We start from the raw sequence: 19,480 nt of genomic DNA, 5'->3' as shown, positions 1-19,480 counted from the left end.
CCGGACCGGTCAGGCACCCACCGGGGCCGGCGTGAAGGGGCGGAGCGGCCAGGACGTGTCGATCAGGGCGTCCGGGGTGCCCTGGCGGCGGAGGTAGGACTGGAAGTCCGTGGCCCAGCGGGCGTGCCAGCGGGTCTGTTCGGCGTGCAGGGCCGTCGGGGTGAGCTCCGCCACCCGCGGGTGGCGGTCGGCTATGGCGCGGGCCACCTGCACCGCCGCGAGGGCGTCCGCGCCGGCCTCGTGGGCGGCCTCCAGCGTGACCCCGTACACCCCGCACACCGCCTCCAGGGTGCGCTTGCCGCGCCGGTACCGGTCGACCGCGCGGTCGATGGTCAGCGGGTCCACCACCGGGCCGGTCTCCGCGCCGCCGAGCCGGTCGGCGAACGAGGGCAGCCCGTACCGGGCCAGTTCCGCGCTGAGCAGGGTGAGGTCGAAGGCCGCGTTGTACGCGACGACCACCGCGCCCGCCCGCCAGTGGGCGACGAGTTCCGCCGCGATCTCCTCCGCGACCTCCGGGGCCGGCCGGCCCTCCGCCGCCGCGCGCTCCGTGGTGATCCCGTGGATCGCCGCCGCCTCTTCCGGGATCTCCGTGCCCGGATCGGCCAGCCAGCCACGGCGGGACCGGATCTCGCCACCCGCCACCTCGACCAGCGCGGCCGTGACGATCCTCGACTCCGCCGGCTCCGTGCCGGTCGTCTCCAGGTCGAACCCGACCAGTGTCCTCCCGTGCCACTCCCCCATGGCGCCCCTCCCCCGCAAACGATTCGAACGGCTTTCAGCCTGCCACGGGCCACTGACAGCCCTCACACCGGGAGGGGGAAACCGCAGGTCACGGTGGATCGAGACCGGGTTCCGGGAACGGGCGCGGCGCGTTCAGGACACCGGGCGGGAGTCCTCCCACACCGATTCGAACTCCTCCCGGTACGTCGTGAACAGCCCGTGGTCCGCGTCCTTCGGCACCCCGCGCCCGCCGCCCCGCAGGACCAGCACCGGCGCCTCCATGCCCCGGGCCCGCCGCAGGTACGACTGGACCACCCCGATGCCGGACCCCGAGGGCCCGCCCTCCACCAGGTAGGCGGTGAACCGCGGGGTCTCGTCGAACACGTGGATGGAGAAGCCCGAGGGGTCGCTCAGCCCGGCCCGGACCCGCCGTACGTGCAGGATGTTCATCTCCACCGAGCGGCTCAGCTCGCCCTTGCGCAGCCCCAGCTCCCGCTCGCGCCGCTTGACCGCGCTGCTCGCCGGGTTCAGGAACAGCAGCCGCACCCGGCAGCCGGCCTCCATCAGCCGGACCAGTCTCCGGCCCGAGTAGTTCTGGACGAGCAGGTTCAGCCCTATGCCGATGGCGTCCAGCCTGCGGGCACCCCCGAACAGGTCCTCGGCCGGCAGCTGCCGCTGCAGCCGCACCCGGTCCGGATGGACCGAGATCACGTCCGCGTACCGGTCCCCCACCAGGTCCTCGACCGCGTCGATGGGCAGCCGGTCCGCCGAAGGGCTGCCCGCGCCGCCGCCCAGCACCTCCAGCAGCCGTGCCGAGGCCCGTTCCGCCTGCCCCAGCACGGCCCGGGACAGCGCCCGGTTGCGGGAGACCACGTTGCGGGTGACCTCCAGTTCGTCGAGGGCGAGCTCGATCTCCCGCCGGTCGTCGAAGTACGGTTCAAAGCAGGGCCAGTGCTGGACCATGAGCTCGCGCAGCTGCGGCAGGGTCAGGAAGGACAGCACGTTGTCGTCGGCCGGGTCGAGCAGGTAGCCCTTGCGGCGGCTGACCTCGCGGACCGCGACGGCCCGCTGCACCCATTCCTGCCCGGCGGGCCCGGCGGCCGCGACCACCCAGTCGTCCTCGCCGTGCACGGGCTCGTAGACCGGCCGCAGCACCGCGCCGACCACGGCCCTCAGCCGCTGCTCGATCAGGTTCAGCCAGATGTACGCGCGGCCCGCCCGCTGGGCCCGGGTCCGCACCTCGGTCCAGGCGTCGGCGCCCCAGTCCAGCTCGACGCCGGTGCGCACGGCACCGCCCGCCGCCTCCGGTCCCGCCAGCGACACCGCCCCGGCCTCCGCGGCGCCGCCCTCGTGACCGCCGTCACCAGGGGGCAGCTCCAGACCTCCCGAGCTCACCCGTGCACCGCCTTCCGCTACCCCTCCAGTGATCAAGGAAGGGTACTCCGCGCACCCGGCCCGCTGCAGCCGGATGGCCCCTACACCGGAGGCTTGTTGACTCATCATCGGATTCCCCGACAGTCCGCTGACCCGCATATCGGCTCTCGCGGGGTCACCCGGTAGGACCCGCGCAAGTCCCCGCTTGGCGACCCCCTTTCGGGGAAGATCTGGGACGGACACCAACCGATGCCGGATCAGGAGTGGAAGAGTCGTTATCTATGCAGGTCTGGCCCGGACAGGCGTATCCCCTCGGCGCGACGTACGACGGCGCCGGCACCAACTTCGCGGTCTACTCCGAGGCCGCCCGACGGATCGAGCTGTGTCTGCTGCACGACGACGGCTCGGAGACGGCGGTGGAACTGCGCGAGACGGACGCCTTCGTCCGGCACGCGTATCTGCCCGGCGTCATGCCCGGCCAGCGGTACGGCTTCCGCGTGCACGGCCCGTACGAGCCCGAGCGCGGGCGGCGCTGCAACCCGGCGAAGCTGCTGCTGGACCCGTACGCGCGGGCCATCAGCGGCTCGGTGGACTGGGGGGAGGAGGTCTACGGCTACCACTTCGGACGGCCGGACAGCCGCAACGACCTGGACTCCGCCCCGCACACCATGAGTTCGGTCGTGGTGAACCCGTACTTCGACTGGGCCAACGACCGGCCGCCGCGCACCGAGTACCACCACACCGTGCTCTACGAGGCCCATGTGAAGGGCCTCACGATGCGGCACCCGGAGCTGCCGGAGGAGCTGCGCGGCACCTACGCGGCGCTGGCGCACCCGGCGGTGATCGAGCACCTGACCAAGCTCGGGGTGACGGCGCTGGAGCTGATGCCGGTGCACCAGTTCGTCAACGACCACCGGCTGGTCGACGACGGGCTGAGCAACTACTGGGGCTACAACACCATCGGCTTCTTCGCCCCGCACAACCGGTACGCCTCCGGTGACCGCGGCCAGCAGGTGCTGGAGTTCAAGTCGGCGGTCCGGGCCCTGCACAAGGCGGGCATCGAGGTGATCCTGGACGTGGTCTACAACCACACCGCGGAGGGCAACCACCTGGGACCGACCCTGTCGTTCCGCGGTCTGGACAACGCCTCGTACTACCGGCTGGCGGAGGATCCCCGCTACTACACGGACACCACCGGCACCGGGAACTCGCTGCTGATGCGGTCTCCGCACGTGCTCCAGCTGATCATGGACTCGCTGCGGTACTGGGTGACCGAGATGCACGTGGACGGATTCCGGTTCGACCTGGCGGCCACCCTGGCCCGCCAGTTCCACGAGGTGGACCGGCTGTCCTCGTTCTTCGACCTGGTCCAGCAGGACCCGGTGGTCAGCCAGGTCAAGCTGATCGCCGAGCCCTGGGACCTGGGCGAGGGCGGTTATCAGGTGGGCAACTTCCCGCCGCTGTGGACCGAGTGGAACGGCAAGTACCGGGACACCGTACGGGACCTGTGGCGCGGGCAGCCGCGCACGCTGGCCGAGTTCGCGGGACGGCTCACCGGCTCCTCGGACCTGTACCAGGACGACGGGCGGCGCCCGCTCGCCTCGATCAACTTCGCCACCTGCCACGACGGCTTCACCCTGCACGACCTGGTCTCGTACAACGAGAAGCACAACGAGGCGAACCGGGAGGGCAACCGGGACGGCGAGAGCCACAACCGGTCCTGGAACTGCGGGGTCGAGGGCCCCACCGAGGACCCGGCGATCCTGGAGCTGAGGACCCGCCAGATGCGGAACTTCATCGCCACGCTGATGCTGTCGCAGGGCGTGCCGATGCTCAGCCACGGCGACGAGTTCGCCCGCACCCAGAGCGGCAACAACAACGCCTACTGCCAGGACAACGAGCTGTCCTGGGTGGACTGGCCGGAGCCCGGCAAACCGGCGCCCGGGCTGCTGGACTTCACCCGGCAGATGGTGTGGCTGCGGCGCGATCACCCGGTGTTCCGGCGGCGCCGGTTCTTCCACGGGCGGCCGGTGGAGGGGACGAACGACGAGCTGTCGGACATCGCCTGGTTCACCCCGCACGGCGAGGTGATGCGGGCCCGCGACTGGCAGGCGCAGGGCACCCGCGCGCTGACCGTGTTCCTCAACGGGGAGGCCATCTCCGAGCCGGGCACGCGTGGGGAGCGGATCACCGACGACTCGTTCCTGCTGATGTTCAACTGCGGTGCGGACGGCCAGGAGTTCACCCTGCCGGCCGGGCACGGCGACCGGTGGCGGCTGGTGGTGGACACCGCCCGGGACCAGGTGCTGCCACCCGGCACCGGGCCGCAGTACGCGGCCGGGGACCGGGTGACGCTGACCGGGCGGAGCCTGGTGGTGCTTCAGCGGCCGGCGTAGCCGCTGCCGGCGGCCGGAGTACCGGCGGCCGGGGTGCCTGCACCCCGGCCGCCGGCGCCCTGCGCATCGACGCCCCGCGCATCGGCGCCCTGTGCGTCACCCGGCTCGCGCGTTCGGCTCCGCGGGTCCGGGACGGAGGCGGTCACCGTCTGGGTGCGGCCGGCCGGGACCCGGGTGACCAGGGCCAGGACGAAGCTGAGCGAGGCCGCGCCCACGGCCACCGCGAAGGCGCCGGAAGGCCCGTGCCATTCGGCCATCCGGCCCGACAGGGCCAGCGCGGAGGCCTGCCCGGCGACCAGCGAGCTGGCCGCGAAGGCCATCGACTCGGCGAGCCGGGCCGGCTCCACGTGCCGCTCGGTGAGCGCGAAAGCGGTGATCAGGTGGGGTGCGACGGCCACACCGAGGACGGTCACGATGACGTACAGCCCCCACAGGCTGCCGGTGAACAGCAGCGGCACGGACAGCAGCACCGCGGCGCCGGTGGCCGCGCGCCAGCGCAGCCGGAGCCCGAAGCGGGCGGGCAGCGCACCCAGGGCGAGGCCCACGACGGCGCTGACCACGCCGTTGGAGGCGTACACGATGCCGGCCTGGCCGGAAACCTCCAGCCGCTCGGTGAGCGAGGCGATTCCGGCCTGGAGGCCGCCGAACATGGCGCCCTGCAGGAAGAGCGAGCCACGGACGGAATACACGACCCCGGCGGGCCGGGAACGGCGCTCGCCCTTCGGCCGTTCGGGCGCGGGGCCGCCCGCCGTGACGGCCGCGGTGGGATGCAGCGCGAAGGCGGTGCCGAAGACGGCGACCAGGGCGGCGGCACCGCCGAGGGCGACCGCGGGGTGGGCGGCGAGTGCGGCCACCCCGACGAGGGCGGGGCCGATGACGAACGAGACCTCGTCCATGGTCCCTTCGAGGGAGTGGACGGCACCGATGACGTCCTCGCCGGCCCCGGCGCGGTGCGCGAGGGCGACCGAACGGGTCCGGGCTAGCGGCCCGATCAGCGGTACGGAGGCCCCCGTGACGGCACCGATGGCGGCCAGCGGCACGGTGTCCAGCCCGCCGAGCGCCCCGGCGACCAGGGTGCCCGTGGCGACGGCGTTGACCACGGCCGCGCCGAGCACGACGGGCCGCTGGCCGTGCCGGTCGGCGAGCCGTCCCAGCACGGGGCCGAAGAGCACCTGTCCGGCGGAGAGGGTGCCGCCGACGATTCCCGCCGTGGCCAGTGATCCGCTGGTCTCGGCGACCAGCAGCACGCTCCCGAACTGGGACATGGCGACGGGAAGCCGGGCGAAGAAGGAGAAGACCGGCAGCAGGGGCCCGGTCAGGGCGATGACTTTTCGATAGGTGTTGACGGTTCCGAGCACCGGCAACACGCTAACCGCTCGCAATCACCCGGATGCAGTGGGCAATGGCACGGAATCCCCGTCTCTGGGTACGTACGTTCTCATGACGCGGCAGCAGTGGAGTGATGATCCGAACGACCGCCGGAACACCGTGCCGGTCTCGACGTACCGGCTGCAGCTCGGCCCGGACTTCCCGCTCGCGTCAGCGCGGGCGGCCGTCCCGTACCTGGCCGCGCTCGGCGTGTCGCACCTGCACCTGTCTCCCGTGCTGGAGGCGGTGCCCGGCTCGACGCACGGGTACGACGTGGTGGACCACGGCCGGGTCCGGGCCGAGCTCGGCGGCGAGGCCGGGCTGCGGGAGCTCGCCTCGGCGGCCCGCGGCCACGGGCTGGGGCTGGTGCTGGACATCGTGCCCAACCACATGGCGGTGCCGTTCCCGCTGCGCCTGAACCGGCAGCTGTGGGAGGTCCTGCGCGACGGTCCGGAGTCGCGGTACGCCCGCTGGTTCGACATCGACTGGGAGGCGGGCGGGGGCCGGGTGCTGCTGCCGCTGCTCGCGGACCCGCCGGAGGGGGACGCGGCGCCGGTGGCGGACGTGGCGGCCGGGGTGCTGCGGTGGGGCCCGCACGAGTTCCCGCTGCGCCCGGGCACGGAGGACCTGCCGCTGCCGGAGCTGACGGCCGCCCAGTGGTACCGGCCGGTGAGCTGGCGCCGGGCCCGCACCTCCCTCAACTACCGGCGTTTCTTCACGATCTCGGAGCTGATCGGGGTCCGGGTGGAGGACGAGCAGGTCTTCGCCGCCACCCACGCGAAGGTGCTGGAACTGGTGCGGGACGGGCTGGTGGCGGGACTGCGCATCGACCACGTGGACGGCCTGGCCGACCCCGAGGGCTACCTCGCCCGGCTCCGGCGGGCCGTCGGGGACGGCTGCTGGGTGGTGGTGGAGAAGATCCTGGCGCGGACGGAGCGGCTGCCGTCCGGCTGGCCGGTGGCGGGCACCACCGGCTACGACGCGCTGCACCGGCTGGACGGCGTCTTCACCGACCCGGCGGGCGCGGCGGAACTGGCGGACGGGTTCCGGATCATCACCGGTTCCCCCGGGTGGGCGGCGGTGGCCGGCGCCTGTGCCGAAGCGGTGCTGGACGTCGACCTGGCGGCGGAGACGGCCGCGCTGCGCCGCCTGGCGGCCGCCGTCGGCCGGGGCCCGGCCGGCGGGCCGCGGCCGGAAGCTCCCGCAGGGCAGGGGGCGGAGGGGCATTCGGGCTCGGCCGGGGATTCAGTCGTGCCCGAACGCCCGGACGCGGTCGGACACCCGGACGCGGTCGGACACCCGGGCACGGCCGGACACCCGGACGTGGTCGGACACCCGGACGTGGTCGGACAGCCGTACTCAGCCGCACAGCCGGAGGCGACCGTGCAGCCGGAGGCGGCCGGACAGTCCGACTCGGCTGCACACTCCGACTCTGCCGAGCTGCCGGAATCCACCGGTGAAGCGGAATCACCCGGGCAGCCGGGACGGACCCGGCAACTGGACGCCGCGCTCCGGGCGTTACTGATCGCGTACCCGGTCTACCGGCCCTACCCGGGCGGTGACGGGCTCGCCCCCGAGGCGGTGGCCCGGGCCCGCGAGGTGGCGGGCCCGGCCGCCGTCGACCGCCTGACCGCCCTGCTCGGCGCGTCACCCTCGTTCGCGGCCCGGTTCGCGCAGACCTCCGCCGCGCTGCGCGCCAAGTCCCTGGAGGACCGGGCGTTCTACCGCTACGCGCCGCTGCTCTCGGCCTGCGAGGTCGGCGGGGATCCCGGCGATCCGGCCGTGTCCGCCGAAGAGTTCCACGCGTACTGCGGGCAGCTGGAACGGGACTGGCCGGCCTCGGGCACGGTGCTGTCCACCCACGACACCAAGCGCAGCGCGGACGTCCGGGCCCGGATCGCCGTGCTGTCGGAACGGCCGGACGCCTTCCGCGTGGCAGCCGGCCCGGATCCTCAGCTCGCCTGGGTGGCCGCACAGACCTCGCTGGGCCTCGGGGACGCGCCCGACCGGCGCGAGCGCCTGGAGGCGACCCTGCTGAAGGCGGCGCGGGAAGCCGCGCTGTACACCGGCTGGACCGACCCCGATCCGGCCTACGAGGCCACCGTCCCGGACCGTGTCCCCGCACTGCCCGGCGTACCGGAGGGGTTCGGGCCCGCGATCCGGGCCAACACGCTCGGCATGACCGCCCTGCACCTGGCCATGCCCGGCGTTCCGGAGATCTACCAGGGGTGTGAAACCGAATGCCGCACCCTGGTAGACCCCGACAACCGGCGCCGGGTCCGCTTCCCCTCGGACGTCCTGGCCCGGCTGGACACCGGGGCCGTACCGGACGGGCTCGCCGAGGAGAAGCTCGCCCTGACCGCGGCGCTGCTGAGGCTGCGCCGGGACCGCCCGGAGCTGTTCCGCGGCTGCTCCCCGCTCACCGCGCGCGGCCCGGCAGCCGAGCACTGTCTGGCCTTCGCCCGGGGACGGGGGCCGGCTTCGGTCCTGGTGGCCGTGACCCGCCTCTCCCTCCGTCTGGCCGACGCGGGCGGCTGGCGCGACACCGTGCTCCCCCTGCCGCCGGGCAGCTGGGCCTCTGCGCTGTCCCCCGGCGGCCCGGCCCTGGCGGGCGACACCCCGCTGAAGACCCTCCTCGGCCCGAGCCCGGTCACGGTGCTCCTCCGCATCACCGCCTGAAGCCGCCGAAACCCGTTGGTGCCCGGCACGGGCACCGGGGGACCATGAACGGCCGCCGTCCGGACCGGGTCCGGGCCGCGGCCGTTCCTGTGTGTTCCGTCCCCCGGAGGCTCCCCGTATGACCGCTGTGCCGTCCAGCCCGCCCGTACCGCCCGTACCGTCCGGCCCGTCCGCGCCGTCCGTCCTGCGCGTGTTCGGCGACAGGCCGTTCGCCGAGATCGGCCGGCCCTCTGTGACCGTCGCCGACGGCCGGTCCCGGCTTATCGCCGTGGGCGGCGACGTCGGCTCGCTCCAGTGGAGCGGCAGCGGCACCGCGGACCAGCGGTGGACCGGCCATCGGATCGGGGTGTACGACCAGCGGGGTCTGCGCTGCCGACATCTGCTGCGGTCCCGGTATCCCGTCAACTCCCTCGCCTTCCACCCCGTCCTCCCCCTCCTGGCCGTCGGGACGGGCCAGTACGACGGCGGCTACAACTTCGAGGGCGAGCTGCTGCTCGTCCGTACGGACACGGGTGAGGCGGTGTCGGCGCTGCCGCACCCGCGGGAGGTGCTCCACGTGGAGTGGCCGGCCGCGACCACCCTGCGCATGGTCATGGCACCGCTGGACGACTGGGACGACCCGCGGGCGCACGAGCAGGGACACACCGTGGCGATCGAGCGTGCCGACTGGGCCGCCGTCGGGTCCGGCGGCATCGACCCGCCGGAACTCCACGCCCCGGCCGCGCCGTTCGACCGGCCCGACCTCGGTGAGGACGCCCGCCGCATGCTCACCGGGCTCGCGGCGGCCGCGGGCCGGGAGTGGTCGCCGGGCCCGCGCGCGTGGGCCGTCGAAGCCCTGGCGGACGGCAGGGTCCTCGCCGCCCGGGACGGCGTCCTCGCCGAGGCGTGGCTGCCCTCGGGCGAGCGGCAGTGGGGCGTGGAGGACGAACTGGGCGGCCGCCAGCTGGTCCCCTCGGGGGACGGCACGTCCGTCTGGGTGAACGCGGAGCGCCGCCGCCCGTGGTGGCCGGAGTCGACCGAGCCGTCGGATCCCCTGGTGGTCCGACTCGACGCCGCCGACGGCGCCGTCCTCGCGACCGTGCCCGTGCCGACGTACGTGACACTCGTCGCGGGCGGCGGGCGCGTCGTCCTGCGTCCCCGGGACAATCAGGACGAGTCGCCCGGGCACCTGCTCCTCGCCGGACCCGACGGAACGTTCTCGGAAGGCGCGGAGATCACCGACTACGACCTGATCAACCATTCCTTCCCCGTCCGCCGGGCCACCAGGCCGTACGTCCTGGTCGGTGCCGACCAGGAGGAGCCGCACAAGGACAAGTGGATCGCGGCCGTCGGGGCGGACGGCACCCCGCGGCCTCTCGTGCCCCACTCCTGGGAGCCCGGGGAGCATCACTTCGGCGGTCCCGCCGCCGAGAACGGGCAGTGCCTGCTGTACGCGGGCACGGTCTACGACGGACGTGGCCTGCAGCCCGGCGGTGCCTTCGTCGTCCGCCGCTCCCTGACCGACGGGGCCGTGCGGTGGCAGCACCGCGCGGACGTTCCCGCCACCGCCCTGGACACCGACGGCGAACTGGTCCACGTCGCCTGGAACGACGGGACACTGGTGGCGCTTGACGCGGCCGACGGGTCGGTGCGGTGGCGCACCGAGCTGCGCGTCCACGGCGTGCCGACCGTGGCGCTGTCGCTGACGGTGGCGCCGGACGGCGGGCTGCTCGCCGGGACCGTCGACGGCCGGATCCTCCGCCTCGGCCGCCCGGCGGACACCCCTTAGGGGGTGCGCAGCAGGTCGGTGAAGGCCGCCGCCGCACCGGTCAGGGGGACCCGGGACCAGACGGCGAGCTGCCGGTGCCACGGCGGGTCCAGGGACAGCAGGACGCAGTCCTCGCCGACCGCCCCGCCGACCATGTGGGACGGCGCGGCAACGATGCCGACGCCCGCCGCGGCCATCCGTACGGCGGTCGAGGTGTGTTCCGTACGGACCACCGTGCGCGGGGTGTAGCCGACCAGGCCGCAGGCCCAGTCGAGGACCGGCTGTCCCTGGACGAGGGGCTCCATGGCGCAGCGGACCCAGCCGCGGTCGGAGAGTTCGGCGAGGCGGACGGTGCCGCGGCCCGCGAGGGGGTCGTCGAAGGGGACGACCAGCACGATCTCCTCGCGGCCGAACGGCAGGAGCGGGCCGGTCCATTCCTTCGGTTCGGGGCCCACGGCGAGATCGGCGACCCCGCGTTCGAGCTGTTCCTCCAGCGCCTCCGTGGAGGAGTACTCGCGTACCACCAGCTGCACTCCGGGGTGGGCCGCCCGCCAGCGGGCCGCCACCCCGGGGAGCAGGCCGACCGCGAGGGCGTGCACGGTCGCGATGTGCAGTTCGCCGCCGGCCGCCCCGGCGGCGGCGCGGGCGGCCCGCTCGGCCTGCCGGGCGCTGCGCACGGCGAGCTGGGCGTGCGGCAGGAAGGCCCGGCCCATCGCGGTCAGCCGGACCCCGCGCGGCATGCGGTCGAGGAGTTCCCCGCCGACCGACCGTTCCAGGGCCTTGATCTGGTGGGAGAGGGCGGGCTGGGTGACGTGCAGGGCCTCGGCGGCCCGCGTGAAGGAGGACTCCTCCACGACGGTGAGGAAGTACTCCATCTGACGCAGGCTCATGACCGGGGAGCATAAACAGCGTGCATGGATCCGACAAGATCATTGCCTTGGACCTATGGCAGTGCCGGACCACATGGTTGCCACATGGACATGGACATCAACGGCACGGACACCGACGCCCCCGACGTGATCGTGATCGGCGGCGGCACCGGCGGCTACAGCACCGCGCTGCGCGCGGCCGCCCTCGGCCTGAGCGTCGTCCTCTTCGAACGGGACAAGGTGGGCGGGACCTGCCTGCACCGCGGCTGCATCCCCAGCAAGGCCATGCTGCACGCCGCCGAGCTGGTCGACGGGATCGCCGAGGCCCGCGAGCGGTGGGGGGTGAAGGCGAGCCTGGACTCGGTGGACTGGCCGGCGCTGACCGCCACCCGGGACGACATCGTCTCCCGCAACCACAAGGGCGTGGAGGGGCACCTCTCGCACGCCGGGGTGCGGGTGGTGCGCTCCTCCGCACGGCTGACCGGGCCGCGGTCGGTCCGCGCCGGGGACGGGCGGGAGGCGGGCCGGGAGTTCACCGCCCGCCGGGGCGTGGTTCTCGCCACCGGCTCCCGCCCACGCACCCTGCCCGGTCTGGAACCGGACGGCCGGACCGTGGTGACCAGCGACGACGCGCTGTTCGCGCCGGGGCTGCCGGGCTCTGTGCTGGTGCTCGGCGGCGGGGCGATCGGGGTCGAGTACGCCTCCTTCCACCGGTCCATGGGCGCCGAGGTGACCCTCGTCGAAGCCGCGGACCGGCTGGTGCCGCTGGAGGACGCGGACGTCTCCCGGCACCTGGCCCGCGGCCTGAAGAAGCGCGGGACAGACGTGCGGACCGGCGCCCGGCTGGAGTCCTGCCGGCGCACCGCCGACGGGGTCGTGGCCACGGTGCGTACCGCGCGCGGCGAGGTCCGCGAGATCGCCGCGGAGCGGCTGCTGGTGGCGGTCGGCCGGGTCCCGGTCACCGACGGGCTGGACCTGGCCGCCGCCGGTCTGGCCACCGACGAGCGGGGGTTCGTACCGCCCGCCGACTGGTCGCGGCTGGAGACGGCCGTGGCCGGCGTGCACGTGGTGGGGGACCTGCTGCCGCCGCCGTCGCTCGGGCTCGCGCACGCCTCGTTCGCCGAGGGCCTGCTCGTCGCGGAGACCCTGGCCGGGGTCCCGTCGGCGCCGGTGAACTACGCGGCGGTGCCGCGGGTGACGTACTCGGCCCCGCAGACCGCCTCGGTCGGGCTCACCGAGGCGGAGGCACGGGCCCGTTCTCACGAGGTGGTGGTGAACTCGATGCCGCTGACCGCGGTCGCGAAGGGCATGGTGCACGGACAGGGCGGCATGGTGAAGGTGGTCGCCGAGCGCGACGGTCGGGTGCTGGGCGTGCACCTGGTGGGCCCGCACGTGTCCGAGATGATCGCCGAGAGCCAGCTGATCGTCGGCTGGGACGCGGAACCGGCCGACGTGGCCCGGCACGTCCACGCGCACCCGACGCTGTCGGAGGCGGTCGGCGAGGCGTTCCTCAGCCTGGCCGGGCGCGGGCTGCACCAGCTTTGATCCGGGTTCGGGGACACGGCCCCTGACCGAACCGAAGCAGTCCGTGGCCGAACCGCAGGAGTCTGTGGCGGAACCGTGGCGGTCTGTGGCGGAACCGCGACCGTCTGCGGCGGTACGGCGTCCGTACGGCGGGCAGACCACCACGGTGACCCACATCCCTGACCCGTGCTACCCCACGCCCCGCGAACTGGCGCTGGCCGGCCGCGCGCTGGCGGACCGACACCCCGGGCTGGTCCGGCTCCGCCGGGCCGGGACCTCCCGGGGCGGGCGGCCGCTGTGGCTGCTCTCCGTCGGCGCCGGCGCGTACGAGGCCCAGGACGGCGGCGTGCTCGTCGTGGCCGGGGCCCACGCCAACGAGCCCGTCGGCGGGCCCACCGCTCTGGAGCTGGCCCGCCGCGTCATCCACGACCCGGAGTGCCGCTCCGGCCGCGGCTGGCACTTCCTGCTGTGCGCGGACCCCGACGGGGCGGCGCTGCACCGCACCCCGCGTCCGCACTCGCTGCTGGAGTACCACCGGAACTTCTTCCGGCCGCCGGGGCCGGAACAGCCCGAGTGGGCGCCGTCGTTACTGCCCGCGGACCGGCTTCCGCCGGAGACCCGGGTGCTGATCGGGCTGATCGACGAGCTCCGGCCGGTGCTCCAGGTGTCGTTGCACGCCACCGATCTCGGCGGCAGCTGGGTGCAGTTGACCCGGGACATCCCGGGGCTGGCGGAACCGTTCGGGAAGTCGGCGGCGGAGCTGCGGATCCCGGTGGAGACCGGCGCCTGCGACGCGGCCGGCTGGCCGTCGCCGGGGCCGGGGATCTTCGTGATGCCGCCGGCGGGAGCGGGGGCGGAAGGGGCCTTCCATCCCGAGGACACCCGGCTGAGCACCTGGTACCACGCGCACCGGTACGCGGGGACCACCGCGATCGTCGAGGTCCCGATGTGGGCGAGCGACACGGTGGACGACCCGGCCCCGCACCCCGATCCGCGGCGGGCTCTGCGGCGGCTGGCGGGGCGGCTGGAACGGGACGCCGAGCGGGTGGCGGGGGTGCTGGCCGCGAGCCGCGGCGGGCTCCCGGGGGACGATCCGTCGCTGGCGCCGCTGGCGGGTCCGCTGCTGCGGTCGGTGGACTGGACGCTGGGGCTGATCCCGCGGATCACGGCCGAGTGGACGGGGCCGGGGGCGCCGGCGGAGGCGTCGACCGCGTACATCGGCAGCCTGGACGCGTTCGGGCAGCGGCTGGCGCTGCGGGCCGCGGCGATGCTGTTGCGGGTGCTGCGGGCGGCCGGGCATCCGGCGGCGCCGGGGCTGGACCGGCTGGTGGCGGAAGGGTGCGATGCGTTCGCCGCGCGGTTCGGGGCGCGGTGGGTGCCGGTGGGGGTGCAGGTGGAGCACCAGTGCCGGACGGTGCTCTGCGCTGCGCGGCTGGTGGGGTGACCGGGGCGGGGGCGGGCCGACTCGCCGGGGCGGGACGGCGAGAACGACCGGGCGGACCGGGGCGGGGCGGGCTGCGCGCATCGCGCGGGGCTTCGTGCCCTGTGCCCACCCGTGCCGCCCTGCGGCACGCCTGCCCACAGGGCGGCGGCCAGGGGATCAGCGGGTGGGGTGCCAGGTGTAGCGGCGCTTCGGGAGGGCCTGGGCGTCCAGGCGGTCGTAGAAGCGGATGGCGCCCTCGTTCCAGTCGGGGGTCTGCCATTGGATCTGGTCCAGGTTCAGGTCACGGGCCAGGTCGGCCACCGCCGACATCAGGGCCGCGCCGAGGCCGTGGCCCCGGGCGGGCTCCGCGAGGTACAGGCAGTCCATGTGCAGGTACTCGCGGGCGTCCCAGAACGCGAACTCCGCCGAGCAGGCCGCGTACCCGTTCACCTCGCCGTCCGGTGTCACGCCGAGCAGCACCCACAGCCGGGAGTCCTCGGCGAAAAGCCGCGGCCCGAGCCGGTCGGCCAGGCCGGCGGGCCGGGGCGCGGACTTCTCGTAGGCGACGTGCTCGTGCACGAGCTCGACGATCCGGGGCAGGTCCTCGGGGCGGGCGGGGCGCACGCTGTGCGTGGGCTGCCCTGAACCGTGTGTGGTCATGTCCGGTGTCCCTCAGCGCGCGGAGAGCCGGAAGGACATGCGGCCGAAGCTCACCTGGTCCCCTTCGCGGACGACCGCGGAGCCGGTGAGCCGCTGCCCGTTGACCGTGGTGCCGTTGGTGGAGCCGAGGTCCCGCAGGACCCACAGCCCGTCCCGCAGGCTCAGTTCGGCATGGCACCGCGACACCGTCTCGTGGGTGAGCCGCAGCCCGTTGCCCGGGTCCCGGCCGATCCGCAGGGGCGCCCCGCCCGGCATCGGCAGCAGCAGCTTCGGCAGCCGTTCGGCGTTCCAGGCGCGCCGGATGCCGACGGAGACGGCGGACACCCGTCCGACCCAGCCGAACAGCCTGCGGGTCCAGGGGCTTTCGCCGCCGCCCCGGGTTTCGAGGTCGGCGGTCAGCACCGCCAGGTCCTCGGAACGCCGTGCCACCAGCGCGAGTTCCATCCGGCGCAGGAAGGTGTCGTGCGAGAGCTTCCCCTCGGCGGCGCCGTCCCGCAGCAGGCCCAGTGCCCGGTCGCGCTCGGCGTCGGACAACCGCGGCGCGGGGTAGGCGGGCAATTCAAAACTGGACGTCACAGGGTGATTGTCGGCCCGTCGGGGGCGGAGTGTCCAGAACTCCCCCGTCCGGCCCGGAATGATGGGGCTGAATATAGGCCTGAATGCCGGTCACCACCGGCCCCGATGACCACGAGGGGACCGTCCGTGCAGTTCGAGGTGTGGGCGCCGTACGCGGCGCGCGTGGACATGCGGCTCAACGAGGCCACGTACCCGATGGAGCGCGACCCCGGCCGGGACGGCTGGTGGCTGGCCGAGGCCGGGGCCGCCGAGGGGGACCGGTACGGGTTCCTGCTCGACGGCGGCCCGCGGGTGCTGCCCGACCCGCGCGGGCGGCGGCTCCCCGACGGGCCGGACGGCCTCTCCGCGGTGACTGCGATGACGGCGATGACCGCGATGACGGCGGTCACTCCGGCGCCGCCCGCCGCAGCCGCAGACGGGGCGGCGGACCTGCCACCGGTCACGTTCGCGCCGCGGCGCCGCGTCCCCCTCCAGGACGCCGTCCTCTACGAGCTCCACATCGGCACCTTCACCCCCGAGGGCACCTTCGACGCGGCGGCCGCCCGCCTCGGCCACCTGGTCTCGCTCGGGGTCACGCACGTCGAGCTGATGCCGGTGTGCCCGTTCCCCGGCCGGCACGGCTGGGGCTACGACGGGGTGGCTCCCTGGGCGGTGCACGAGCCGTACGGCGGCCCGGCCGGGCTGGCCCGGTTCACGGCGGCCGCGCACGAACACGGGCTGGGGGTCGTCCTCGACGTGGTCCACAACCACCTGGGCCCCTCGGGCAACCATCTCCCCGCCTTCGGACCGTACTTCACCGACACCCACCACACCCCGTGGGGCGCGGCGGTGAACCTGGACGCCGCCGGCTCGGACGAGGTCCGGGCGTACTTCATCGGGTCCGCCCTGGCCTGGCTGCGGGACTACGGGATCGACGGGCTGCGGCTGGACGCGGTGCACGCACTGGCCGACGGACGGGCGCTGACCTTCCTGGAGGAGCTGGCGGCGGCCGTGGACGCACTGGCCGCCGAAACCGGCCGGCCGCTGTTCCTGATCGCCGAATCCGACCGGTGCGACCCGCGCACCACGACCCCCCGCGAAGCCGGCGGCCTGGGCATGCACGCGCAGTGGAACGACGACTTCCACCACGCCCTGCACTGTGCGCTGACCGGCGAGGACCAGGGCTACTACGCCGACTTCGCCACCGCCCCGCTCGCCGCCCTGGCCAAGACGATCACCCGGGTGTTCTTCCACGACGGCACCTGGTCCTCGTTCCGGGGCCGCGCCCACGGCCGTCCCGTGGACCGCCGCCGCACCCCCGCGCACCGCTTCCTCGGCTACGCGCAGACCCACGACCAGATCGGCAACCGGGCGCTGGGCGACCGCCTGTCGGCGTCGCTCCCGCCGGGTCTGCTGGCCTGCGCGGCGGCCCTGACCCTGACCGGCCCCTTCGTCCCGATGCTGTTCATGGGCGAGGAGTGGGGCGCCCGCACCCCCTGGCAGTACTTCACCGACCATGTGGACCCGGCCCTCGGCGAGGCCGTACGGGCGGGCCGGCGAAGGGAGTTCGCCTCGCACGGCCTGCCGGAGTCGGAGATCCCCGACCCGCAGGACCCGGCGACGTACGAGCGCTCCTGCCTGGACTGGAAGGAAGCGGACGAGGACCCGCACGCCCGTCTCCTGAGCTGGTACCGCACCCTGATCGCGCTCCGCCGCACCCAGTCGGACCTGCGCGATCCGGACCTGGGCGGGGTCCGGGTCGCCTTCGACGAGGAGCGCCGCTGGCTCACCTTCCGCCGTGGCGACATCCGTATCGCGGTCAACCTCTCCCCCGAGCCGGTCACGATCGCCCTGGGCCGCAACGGCGTGCGCGTCCTGGCCTCGTGGGACCCGGTGGACCACCCCGGCCCCGACGGCCGTGTCCACCTCCCGCCGACATCGGCGGTCGTCCTGGGCCCCTGATCCGGCCGCGACGGGCGGACGGCGGGCGTCCCGGGAGTCCCCTGTGCTCCCGGGCCGCCCGCCACCACGCCCTCGCACCTCTTTGACCACCGAAGCCCCCCGTCTGGTTGCCCTGAAGATCGGCGAGATCCGGCCATTTCCAGGCTCGTTCCCGACCCTCGCCCGGCCGGCGGCCCTTCCGGCCGGGCGAGGGGCGGCGGCCGGGCGGCGGATCGGCGTGGGACATGCTTGCGGGATGGATCCGCATCTCCTCCGCACGTTCGTGACCGTGGCGCGGCTCGGGTCGTTCTCGGCAGCCGCCCGGGACCTCGGGTACACGCAGTCCGCGGTGTCGCAGCACATCGCAGCGCTGGAGGGGGACCTGCGGGCCGAGTTGCTGACGCGGCGGCCCGTGGGGCCCACACCCGCCGGGGTGCGGCTGCTGGAGCACGCCGGCCCGCTGCTGCTCCGGCTGGATGCGGCGCGGGCCGATGTGCTGCGGCTGGCCGGGGCGCCGCCGGAGCGGGTCACCGTCGCCGCGTCCCCGCTCGCCGTGGGTCCCCGGCTGCTCGGTGCGCTGCCCGCGACCGGCGTGACCCTGGAGGTGATGCCCCCGGAGGCGGTGCCCGCCGCCGTCGCCACCGGCGGCTGCGATCTCGGGCTCGTCGACGGACTGGCCGCGCCCAGCGACCCGCTGCGGCTGCCCGACGTGGCTCCGCTCACCGTGGTGGGGGTCGGCGAGGAGGGTCTGGCCGTACTGCTGCCCGCCGGGCACCCGTTCGCGCGCAGGGCCTCGGTCCGGCTGGACGACCTGGCCGACGCGCGCTGGCTGGACGCCCCCGACGCCGGGATGCCGGTCGCCGCGGTACGGGCGGCCGTCGGGTCGGACCGGCCGCGGGCCGCGCTCCGCTGCACCGGCACGGACGTCCGCGCCGTGTGCGCGCTCGCCGCGGCCGGGCACGGCCTGGTGCTGCTGCCGCGCGGGGTGGCCGAGGCCTCCGCAGCGGCCGGGACCGGGGTGGCCGTACCGCTGGCCGCCCCACGCCTGGTGCACCGTACGGAGCTGGTCTCGTCCGGGGCGCCGTCCGGAGCGGCCGCCGCCGTCGCTGCGCTGCTGCACTAGGGGCTGCCCGGCGGATCAGGGCCCCGGCCATGATCCGCCGGACAGCCCCTGGCTCTGCTCCGTGCCGGCGGATCCGTAGGTCCGGGCGAGCGTGCCCACCGTGTCGGCCATGGCCCGGCGCAGTTCGGCCGGCGCGACGACCTCGACGTCGACCCCGAGGCGCAGCAGCTCGCCGCAGGCGTGCTCGGTGCTCTCGGTCGGGATGACCGCCTCGATCCAACCGCCGTCGCCGACGGGGGCCGCGGTGGAGTCGACGGCCCGCACCACCTCCGGGGGGAGGTTGTCGGGCAGGCGCCGGCGTCCTCGTGGCGACAGCCGGATGGTGGCGGTGCCGGTATGGCGGCGTGTCCGGAATTCGTCGAGGTAGGAGGTCCAGTACGTGCCCAGGTCGAACTCCTCCGGCCGGTCGAACCGTTCACCGCTCAGTTCCGCACCGAGGACCTGGGTCACCCGGTAGGTCGCGGTCCCCTTCTCCGTGGCGGCCACGAGGTACCAGATGCCGGACTTGAGTACGAGGCCGTAGGGCCGGAGGCGGCGGTGCACCTCCTGTGGCGCGCGCCAGCGGCGGTAGTGCACGTCCACCGCACGCCGGGTGAGCACCGCTTCGACGAGCAGCGGGAGATACGGCGTCCGCTCGGGTTCCCGGTACCAGCCGGGAGCGTCCACGTGGAACACCGCCGCGGTCCGCGTCGCCTCCTCGCGCAGTCCCGTCGGCAGCGCGGCCAGCAGTTTCAGCCGTGCTCCGGCCACCTCCGCCGCGAGCCCCAGGTCGGCGGCGGGGCCGGGCAGCCCGGCGAAGAACAGTGCGCGCGCCTCACCCTCGCTCATCCCGGTCAGGCGGGTGCGATAGCCGTCGACCAGCTGGTATCCGCCGCCGCGCCCCGGCTCCGCGTAGACCGGCACCCCGGCGGCCTGCAGACGGTCCAGGTCGCGATAGGCGGTGCGCACGGACACACCCAGCTCGTCGGCGAGCGTTCGCGCGGACACGCGGCCCCGGGATTGCAGCAACAGCAGCACCGACAGCAGCCGACCGGTAGACATGGGCGCATTCTCCCCGGAAACCCTGACAGCACCTGTCACACGGCTCCCCTACGGTCGGCT

The 19,480-nt window shown here is 74.6% G+C and carries 14 protein-coding genes; 7 read left to right on the top strand and 7 right to left on the bottom strand.

All coding sequences use genetic code 11. The features are described 5' to 3' along the window. Positions 1-9: 9 nt before the first annotated feature. Positions 10-741 (bottom strand): 3'-5' exonuclease, encoded by a 732-nt coding sequence (locus ACGFQ9_RS37190; RefSeq protein ID WP_393580226.1) that lies wholly within the window; start codon positions 739-741, stop codon positions 10-12. A 132-nt stretch (positions 742-873) separates the two neighbouring features. Next, entirely contained in the window at positions 874-2,115 is a 1,242-nt protein-coding gene (locus tag ACGFQ9_RS37185) for an SAV2148 family HEPN domain-containing protein (protein ID WP_393580225.1), read from the bottom strand. Between the two features lie 260 nt (positions 2,116-2,375). Between ACGFQ9_RS37185 and glgX the strand changes: the two genes are divergently transcribed. Further along, positions 2,376-4,490: a glycogen debranching protein GlgX gene (gene glgX, locus ACGFQ9_RS37180; RefSeq protein WP_393580224.1), complete on the top strand. Its 2,115-nt coding sequence runs from the start codon at positions 2,376-2,378 to the stop codon at positions 4,488-4,490. Here the strand turns inward: glgX and ACGFQ9_RS37175 are convergent. Beyond that, positions 4,475-5,848, bottom strand: coding sequence for an MFS transporter (locus ACGFQ9_RS37175; protein ID WP_393580223.1), 1,374 nt, complete (start codon positions 5,846-5,848; stop codon positions 4,475-4,477). The two genes, glgX and ACGFQ9_RS37175, sit on opposite strands and share 16 nt — an antisense overlap. Positions 5,849-5,930: 82 nt before the next feature. Between ACGFQ9_RS37175 and ACGFQ9_RS37170 the strand changes: the two genes are divergently transcribed. Further along, a complete protein-coding gene (locus tag ACGFQ9_RS37170; protein WP_393580222.1) occupies positions 5,931-8,537 on the top strand; it encodes an alpha-amylase family glycosyl hydrolase in 2,607 nt (868 codons plus the stop codon). A 118-nt stretch (positions 8,538-8,655) separates the two neighbouring features. After that, positions 8,656-10,305: a PQQ-binding-like beta-propeller repeat protein gene (locus ACGFQ9_RS37165; RefSeq protein ID WP_393580221.1), complete on the top strand. Its 1,650-nt coding sequence runs from the start codon at positions 8,656-8,658 to the stop codon at positions 10,303-10,305. Here the strand turns inward: ACGFQ9_RS37165 and ACGFQ9_RS37160 are convergent. Further along, positions 10,302-11,174 (bottom strand): LysR substrate-binding domain-containing protein, encoded by an 873-nt coding sequence (locus ACGFQ9_RS37160; protein WP_393580220.1) that lies wholly within the window; start codon positions 11,172-11,174, stop codon positions 10,302-10,304. The two genes, ACGFQ9_RS37165 and ACGFQ9_RS37160, sit on opposite strands and share 4 nt — an antisense overlap. Before the next feature lie 84 nt (positions 11,175-11,258). Between ACGFQ9_RS37160 and lpdA the strand changes: the two genes are divergently transcribed. Both lpdA and ACGFQ9_RS37150 read left to right on the top strand, forming a co-directional pair. Beyond that, the gene (gene lpdA, locus ACGFQ9_RS37155) at positions 11,259-12,698 is read left to right on the top strand and encodes a dihydrolipoyl dehydrogenase (RefSeq protein WP_393580218.1); all 1,440 of its coding nucleotides are present in this window, start codon (positions 11,259-11,261) and stop codon (positions 12,696-12,698) included. Positions 12,699-12,843: 145 nt separating this feature from the next. Beyond that, positions 12,844-14,121 carry a M14 family zinc carboxypeptidase gene (locus ACGFQ9_RS37150; protein ID WP_393580217.1) on the top strand — a complete coding sequence of 426 codons (1,278 nt, stop codon included), beginning with the start codon at positions 12,844-12,846 and terminating at the stop codon, positions 14,119-14,121. A gap of 156 nt (positions 14,122-14,277) precedes the next feature. On the opposite strand, the gene ACGFQ9_RS37145 is transcribed toward ACGFQ9_RS37150, so the two are convergent. Both ACGFQ9_RS37145 and ACGFQ9_RS37140 read right to left on the bottom strand, forming a co-directional pair. Beyond that, entirely contained in the window at positions 14,278-14,760 is a 483-nt protein-coding gene (locus ACGFQ9_RS37145) for a GNAT family N-acetyltransferase (protein WP_393580216.1), read from the bottom strand. Between the two features lie 12 nt (positions 14,761-14,772). Then, a complete protein-coding gene (locus ACGFQ9_RS37140) occupies positions 14,773-15,336 on the bottom strand; it encodes an FHA domain-containing protein (RefSeq protein ID WP_393580214.1) in 564 nt (187 codons plus the stop codon). A gap of 126 nt (positions 15,337-15,462) precedes the next feature. Here ACGFQ9_RS37140 and treZ point away from each other — a divergent pair, with 126 nt between their 5' ends. Both treZ and ACGFQ9_RS37130 read left to right on the top strand, forming a co-directional pair. Continuing rightward, the gene (treZ, locus tag ACGFQ9_RS37135; protein ID WP_393580251.1) at positions 15,463-17,277 is read left to right on the top strand and encodes a malto-oligosyltrehalose trehalohydrolase; all 1,815 of its coding nucleotides are present in this window, start codon (positions 15,463-15,465) and stop codon (positions 17,275-17,277) included. Positions 17,278-17,512: 235 nt separating this feature from the next. Continuing rightward, a complete protein-coding gene (locus ACGFQ9_RS37130) occupies positions 17,513-18,379 on the top strand; it encodes a LysR family transcriptional regulator (RefSeq protein WP_393580212.1) in 867 nt (288 codons plus the stop codon). Positions 18,380-18,394: 15 nt separating this feature from the next. Here ACGFQ9_RS37130 and ACGFQ9_RS37125 read toward each other — a convergent pair whose 3' ends face one another. After that, a complete protein-coding gene (locus ACGFQ9_RS37125) occupies positions 18,395-19,420 on the bottom strand; it encodes a helix-turn-helix transcriptional regulator (protein WP_393580210.1) in 1,026 nt (341 codons plus the stop codon). Between the last annotated feature and the right edge of the window lie 60 nt (positions 19,421-19,480).

This window comes from Streptomyces sp. NPDC048603 (genome assembly GCF_043199475.1).
Taxonomy (GTDB): Bacteria; Actinomycetota; Actinomycetes; order Streptomycetales; family Streptomycetaceae; genus Streptomyces.
This window is presented reverse-complemented; position numbering and strand designations above follow the sequence as displayed.